Consider the following 6,717-nt stretch of genomic DNA (forward strand, 5'->3'; position numbering starts at 1 on the left):
TCGGCCACGAGTGACCGCTTGCAGCAGCCACCCAGCACGCCCGCAAGCGCCCGCAGGCGTCCTGCCTTGCACAGCTTGCCGGCAGCATCAGCGCGGCCAATCGGCCGCGCCACCGCGGTGACTCAGGCGCGACGACGCTTCTTGGCATCGTCCGAGCGCAGCTGCTGGATGCGTTCGAAATAGCCCGGCTCGATGCCGGTGATGTACTCGCCGTTGAAGCACGAGGAATCGAACTGCTTGATCTCCGGATTGCCTTCGCGCACGGCCACTTCCAGGTCTTCCAGATCCTGGTAGATCAGCCAGTCGCAGCCGAGGAATTCCTGGATTTCCAGCTCGCTGCGGCCATGCGCAATGAGCTCTTCTGCGGCCGGCATGTCGATGCCGTAGATGTTGGGGTAACGCACCGGCGGCGCGGCCGAGGCCAGGTACACCTTGCGTGCGCCAGCGTCGCGCGCCATCTGCACGATCTGCCGGCTGGTGGTGCCGCGAACGATGGAATCGTCCACCAGCAGCACAACGCGGTTGCGGAATTCCAGATGGATCGGATTGAGCTTGCGACGCACCGACTTCTGCCGTTCGCCCTGCCCCGGCATGATGAAGGTGCGGCCCACGTAACGGTTCTTGACGAAGCCCTCGCGGTATTTCACGCCGAGCACGTTGGACATTTCCAGCGCCACATCGCGCGAGGTATCCGGGATCGGAATGATGGTGTCGATGTCGTGGTCCGGACGCAGGCGCAGGATCTTTTCGCCCAGCTTCAGGCCCATGCGCATGCGCGCCTTGTGCACCGAGATATTGTCGATCATCGAATCGGGACGCGCGAAATACACGTATTCGAAAATGCACGGCGCGTTGTTGGTCGGCGACGCGCACACTTCCGAGAACAGTTCGCCACGCGCGGTGATCACCAGCGCTTCGCCCGGACGCACGTCGCGCACGCGCTGATAGCCCAGGATGTCCAGCGCGGCCGATTCGGAGGACACGATGTATTCGGTGCCTTCGGCGTGCTCGCGCTTGCCCAGCACCAGCGGACGGATGCCGTGCGGGTCGCGGAACGCCACCAGGCCCAGGCCCAGTACCACGCTGACCACCGCGTAGCCGCCCTTGCAGCGGCGGTGCACACCGGCCACCGCGCGGATTGCCGCCTCGGGGGTCAGCATGCGCTGCGCGTCCAGCTCGTAGGCGAACACGTTCAGCAGCACTTCGCTGTCCGAATCGGTGTTGATGTTGCGGCGGTCGGCCTCGAACACCTGCTGGCGCAAGGCCTCGGTGTTGATCAGGTTGCCGTTGTGCGCCAACGCGATGCCGTAGGGCGAATTGACGTAGAACGGCTGCGCCTCATCCATGCCCTCCGAGCCGGCGGTCGGGTAGCGGCAATGCGCGATGCCGACGCGGCCTTCCAGCACCGCCATCTTCTTTTCGTCGAAGACATCGCGCACCAGGCCATTGGCCTTTTGCACGCGCAGACGCGTGCCGTCTGCGGTGGCGATGCCTGCGGCGTCCTGCCCACGATGCTGCAGGACGGTCAGGCCGTCATAAAGTTGCCCGGCGACGTTCTGGTTGCCGACAATACCGACGATGCCACACATGGTGCGCGTTCTCCGCTTCGGCTTGCGCCGTTACTGTAAAGGTGGCCGTGCCTGGCCTTGGGATTCGACCCGAGCCGGGTCGCTTTCTCCGCCGCGAACCTGCGCCGGATCGATATTGGCCGGCATCGCCTGCGTCGGATCGCGTCCGTCGCTGGCAGCTTTGCCGGGTTCGCCAAGCGCACGCGTGATGGTGTCGCCCAGGCCGGAACCGCCAAGTGCCTTGCCCAGGTCCGTATTATCGCCTGCCGAGGGCAACTTCCCCAACTCCGCTGGCAAGTTGCCGAGTTCCACCGATGGCATCTCCATCGATGGCATCCGCCAGGCCGGCAGTTGCGCACGCATCCAGCTGGCACCGGGCTGGAGCATGGGCAGCAGGACCGACTGGCCCCAGGATGGCTCGCGCGGCAGCGGGGTGAAGCCCATCAGCAACACCAGCACGCTGGCCAGGAACGCGCCGCGCACCACGCCCAGGCCGAAGCCGAGCATGCGGTCGGTGCCGCCAAGCTTGACCGCGTCCACGCCGGCGCGAATGACCATGCCGATCACCGCCACGCTGATCAGCACGCCGACAAACACCATGGCGTAGCCACCGAACGACTCGGTGGCCGAGGGATGCTTGCCATCGGCCAGCCAGTGGGCCGCCGCGCCGCCGAACAGAAAGGTGGCCCAGCCGGCCAGCAGCCACGACAAGGTGCCGACCACGATGGCGACGAAGCCGCGCAGCAGGCCCAGCAACGCCGACACCACAATGATGACGCCCAGCACCATGTCGATCATTGGCGAGGTCTCCGCGCGGCGCGCGCGCCGTTGCTGCACTCTGGCTCGGTCGTCATTGCCCTCCCCTCCGTGGGTGCGAGGCGTTCAAAAAATCCAGCCGCAGCCGGCAGCGCAATGCGGGCAGCTAGCGGACACATGGCGGTGCGCCAGCCGTGCAGTGTACGAGCGGCTGCCGCACACGCAGCGGCCGCGCTTGCTTGCGGCCGGCGCAGGCGTTTACGGATGCGGGCGCACCATGCCGGAAATGCCGACCTTGGCAGCGACCTGCGCACGCAACTGCTCGGCATCGCCGCGATTGGCCACTGGCCCGACACGCACGCGGTTGAGCGCGCCCTTGTCGGTACGAACCTGTTCGACGAAGGCGCTGAAGCCGGCGGCGCGCACGCGGTCGCGCAGGGCGTCGGCATCTTCGGCGCGCCCGAATGCGCCCAGCTGCACGGCAAACCCGACGCCGCTCGCGGCAGGTGCTGGCGGCGCGGTCGGCGCAGCGGCGACCGGCTTGGCAACTTCGGGCTTGGCAGGTTCTGGCTTGGCCGGCGCTGCCTTGGCAACGTCTGGCTGGGCGGGTGTCGGCTTGGGCGCTTCGGCCGGCTTGGGTGCCGCTGCGACCGGCTTGGCCGGTTCCGGCGGAAGGCTCTCGGTCTTTGGCGCAGCCGGCGCGCTGGCAGCGGCCACGCTGCTGCTCGGTTTAGCAGCCGGCGCGGGCGTCGGCGTCGCGACCGGCGCCGGTGCGGCGGCATTCGCGTCCAGCGTCACCACCTGCGCATTGACGTCGCTGCGCACCTTCACTGCCTGCAGGCGGGCCGATTCGGCCTGGGCCTGATCGGCATACGGCCCCACGCGCACGCGCCAGGCGGGGCGGCCACCGATCTGGGTCTTCTCGCTGAAGCCAGGCAAGTTCGCCTGCTTGAGCCGCGCAATCACCGCATCGGCATCGGCGCTGGTGGCATACGCGCCAAAATTCACCGCGTAGTTGCCGGCCGCCACTTCTGGCGCCGACGGCGCGCTGGAGGGGTTGGCCAGATCGGCGGCATCCGGGTTGTCCTGCAGCGCTGCAGGCGCGCCGGGGGCACCCGCCATACCCAAGGCGCCACCAGCCGGTGCATTGCCCGGGGTCACCAGCGGCAATTCACGGGTTTCGAATTCGCCATTGCCGGGCGCGGCAGGCGCTTCGAGCGGGACGTCGGCCACGCCGCTGGATGGCGCGGGGCCCTTGACCAGCATCGGAAGGAAAATCACGGCAAGTGCCACCAGAACGATGGCGCCAATCAGTCGCTGTTTCAGAGCAGTGTCCACAGAAGAGAGCTAAAGGCGGCGTGGCGGGGTGCCGCGGCGATTATAAGGCCGGCGCCACCCCGCCGACCCTAGTGGGCTGAACGAAGTGCGGTTAGCGCGTCGGCAACGGTAAGAAAGGAGCCAAAGACCAATACACGGTCGCCGGGCCGGGCGGCGGCCAGCACCGCGCGTAGCGCATGCGCAACATCGGCATGACACGCCGCCTGGGCCGCGGCCGTGCCCTGCAGACGCTGCTGCAGGGCCTGCGCCGATTGGGCGCGGGCACCTTGCAGCCCCGCCAGCGTCCAGTGATCCACCTGCCCCGCCACTGCCTCCACTACGCCCACCGCATCCTTGTCCGCCAACCCGGCATAGACGGCATGGGTGACGCCGGCGATCGGCTGCGCGGCCAGTGCCTGACCCAGCGCGCGTGCAGCCTGCGGGTTGTGCCCCACATCCAGCAGCACCTCCACGCCGGCGACGTCCATGCGCTGCAGGCGCCCCACCACCTGCGTATCGGTCATGCCCTGCACCCAGGCCGCTGCGGGCACCTCCACCGGCAGCGCCTGCAGCGCTGCGATGGCGGCCGCGGCATTGGCCAGCTGCACCGGCGCCAGCAGGGCCGGCATCGGCAGCTCCAGGGTCACGGCCACATCGCGCCAACGCCATTGCCGGGCGTCGATCGGCTCGAAGAAGTAATCGCTGCCGGCGCGGATGGCGTTGGCACCCAGTTGGTAAGCGCGCCGCAGCACGCTGGAAGGCGGGTCGATTTCGCCCAGCACCACCGGTTTCCAGGCGCGGATGATGCCGGCCTTCTCGGTGCCGATCGCCTCGCGATCCTCGCCCAGCCAGTCGGTGTGGTCGATATCCACAGTGGTGATCACCGCCACGTCCGAATCGACGATGTTGACCGCATCCAGGCGCCCACCCAGGCCGATTTCCAGCACCGCCAACTCCAGCGCGGACTGCTGAAACAGCCACAGCGCGGCGAGCGTGCCGTATTCGAAATAGGTCAGCGTGGTATCACCGCGCACCGCCTCGACCGCAGCAAACGCTTCGACCAGCTGCGCGTCGCTGGCCTCGTTGCCGTCGATGCGCACGCGTTCGTTGTAGCGCAGCAGATGCGGCGAGGTGTAGGCGCCGACCTTCCAGCCGGCCGCGCGCCCGATCGCCTCGATGAAGGCCACCGTCGAGCCCTTGCCGTTGGTACCGCCCACGACGATGACATGCCTGGCGGGCGCTTCGATCTGCAGGCGCGCCGCAACCTCGCGCACGCGCTCCAGGCCCATGTCGATGGCGCTGGGATGCTGCTGCTCGATGTAGGCGAGCCAGTCGGAGAGAGAATCGGTGGCGTTCATGGCAAGGGTTGCACGAAAGAGGGTCACATTATTGCCGTTTGTACTTGTGCAACGCACACTGCAGGGCTGCTCAAGACATCGCGATGCTTCGTCAAACGAAGTGACACGAAATCGACCAGCACATTGGCGAACGCCGCCACGCACACAGTCAAGCGTCTTCAGCGACCACCGCAATACGCATGCCCAGCGCAGACCGTTGACCACGCAACCGCACCGGCATCTGCTGCTCCGGATGACGTCGGTACAGTGCTTCGTCGATGCACAGATGGCCTGGAAACCGATGCGCGAGCGGCCCGCCACTCAACCGGTATTTGCAGGTCCGCGCAGTGCGCACATAGGCGGTCTGCATGACATGCACTTCTTCAAACTCAACACCAGCGATGCGCGTGTAGACCCAAGGCCCACCTCTGGCCAGCACCAGCCAACACAAAAAACCCAGTAACGGTGGCGCGAGACAGACCGCCAAAATTGTATTGACCACGTGCTTGCCGATGACCGCCTTCCATCCACCGCTGCGGTACGCCTGCACAACGACAAACGCCGTCAATCCAGCACCCAGCAGCCACATCGGTGCGATCCAGCGTTGTCCGGATAGAAACGGTGCGGGAATGAAATCGGAAAACGCCCCGAGCGCCAACACCGATCGCACTCGCAAACAGCGTGTAACGAACGGCGTTCGGCCAGCTACGGATTGCGACGGTGTGACGCGTCATTGCGTGCCCTGGCGCCTTGCCTACGTCGTCTTACAACGCCCGATGCTTGGCCTCGCCGAAAAACGGCGTGTGGTGGGCGCAGTCGTTCAAACGGACCACTTCGAGATGATCGACGTCGTCGCCTTCGAGCAGGTTGAGCGTGGTGGGCGCCTGGCGAAAGCTCCACAGCTTGGACAGCGGCAGGCCGAGGATCTTGCACAGGATCACGCGATTGACCGCGTCGTGCGCAACCACCAGCAAGGTGTCGTCGGCGCCCAGCCCATCGGCGGCACGCGCCAGGCCGCGCCAGCTGCGGTCCAGCACCTGGCGCAACGATTCGCCGCCCGGCATCAGCACGGTGTCCGGTTCTTCGCGCCAGGCGCGCAGGCGGGCGGGATCCTTGTCGTTGATCTCGCTGGCCAGCAGGCCTTCCCACTCGCCATGGGCGATTTCCTGCAGGTCGGCATCGGTCTGCAGCAGGCTTTCGCGCGATGCACCCAACGCAGCCTTGGCGGTAGCCTGCGCGCGCGACAGCGGCGAGGCCACTGCGCGGTCGATCTGCAGCGTGTGCAGCCGTTCGCCCAGCGCACGTGCCTGCCCTTCGCCCACCGGCGACAGCGGGATATCGATCTGGCCCTGGTAACGGCCTTCGGCGTTCCACGGCGTCTCGCCGTGACGAGCAAGCAGGATGCGCATGCGCTGAGAGTTCCTTGGGGGAGGGGCGGCTCGCTGCGGCGAAACCGGACCGCATCATAACCGCTCCCCGCCCCCTGCCCGGCCGACCCAGCGCACACCCGGCACCTTCGGTACCTGCAATGCGGGCGCCACCGCGGTCATGATCCAGCGCAGATCGCTTTGTGCAGCGGTCGAGCGGGTCATCGCCGGGTCGGAGGTCCAGTCGCTGCTGACCGACTCCCGGTTGCCGTCGAACCCCAGACCGACCAACTGCCCTGCGCATCCATTACCGGCACGCCGGCGTTGCCGTCACTGATGTCCATCTCCGACACGAAGTTGACCGGCACCGAG

At 67.0% G+C, this 6,717-nt stretch carries 6 protein-coding genes and 1 pseudogene; all 7 read right to left on the reverse strand.

The genetic code is table 11. The annotated features are described in order from the left end of the window. Positions 1-122 precede the first annotated feature (122 nt). On the reverse strand, positions 123-1,589 hold the full coding sequence (purF, locus tag OZ10_RS03000; protein ID WP_039412221.1) for an amidophosphoribosyltransferase: 1,467 nt from the start codon (positions 1,587-1,589) through the stop codon (positions 123-125). Positions 1,590-1,619: 30 nt separating this feature from the next. Then, positions 1,620-2,366, reverse strand: coding sequence for a CvpA family protein (locus OZ10_RS03005; RefSeq protein ID WP_039412219.1), 747 nt, complete (start codon positions 2,364-2,366; stop codon positions 1,620-1,622). A 216-nt stretch (positions 2,367-2,582) separates the two neighbouring features. Continuing rightward, positions 2,583-3,662, reverse strand: a complete 1,080-nt coding sequence (locus OZ10_RS03010; RefSeq protein ID WP_039412217.1) for an SPOR domain-containing protein — start codon at positions 3,660-3,662, stop codon at positions 2,583-2,585. Between the two features lie 68 nt (positions 3,663-3,730). Continuing rightward, on the reverse strand, positions 3,731-4,999 hold the full coding sequence (gene folC / locus OZ10_RS03015; protein WP_039563909.1) for a bifunctional tetrahydrofolate synthase/dihydrofolate synthase: 1,269 nt from the start codon (positions 4,997-4,999) through the stop codon (positions 3,731-3,733). Between the two features lie 148 nt (positions 5,000-5,147). Then, a complete protein-coding gene (locus tag OZ10_RS03020; protein WP_425520195.1) occupies positions 5,148-5,639 on the reverse strand; it encodes a hypothetical protein in 492 nt (163 codons plus the stop codon). Between the two features lie 103 nt (positions 5,640-5,742). Next, positions 5,743-6,387 carry a histidine phosphatase family protein gene (locus tag OZ10_RS03025; protein WP_039412210.1) on the reverse strand — a complete coding sequence of 215 codons (645 nt, stop codon included), beginning with the start codon at positions 6,385-6,387 and terminating at the stop codon, positions 5,743-5,745. Between the two features lie 54 nt (positions 6,388-6,441). Next, a pseudogene (locus tag OZ10_RS03030) lies at positions 6,442-6,717 on the reverse strand (S46 family peptidase); the annotation flags it as partial.

This window comes from Xanthomonas cannabis pv. cannabis, assembly GCF_000802365.1.
Classification (GTDB): Bacteria; Pseudomonadota; Gammaproteobacteria; order Xanthomonadales; family Xanthomonadaceae; genus Xanthomonas; species Xanthomonas cannabis.

Excerpts from the sequence above, each read along its gene's own strand:
- purF (WP_039412221.1), bottom strand. The coding sequence starts at position 1,589 with ATGTGTGGCATCGTCGGTATTGTCGGCAACCAGAACGTCGCCGGGCAA.
- OZ10_RS03005 (WP_039412219.1), bottom strand. The coding sequence starts at position 2,366 with ATGATCGACATGGTGCTGGGCGTCATCATTGTGGTGTCGGCGTTGCTG.
- folC (WP_039563909.1), bottom strand. The coding sequence starts at position 4,999 with ATGAACGCCACCGATTCTCTCTCCGACTGGCTCGCCTACATCGAGCAG.
- OZ10_RS03025 (WP_039412210.1), bottom strand. The coding sequence starts at position 6,387 with ATGCGCATCCTGCTTGCTCGTCACGGCGAGACGCCGTGGAACGCCGAA.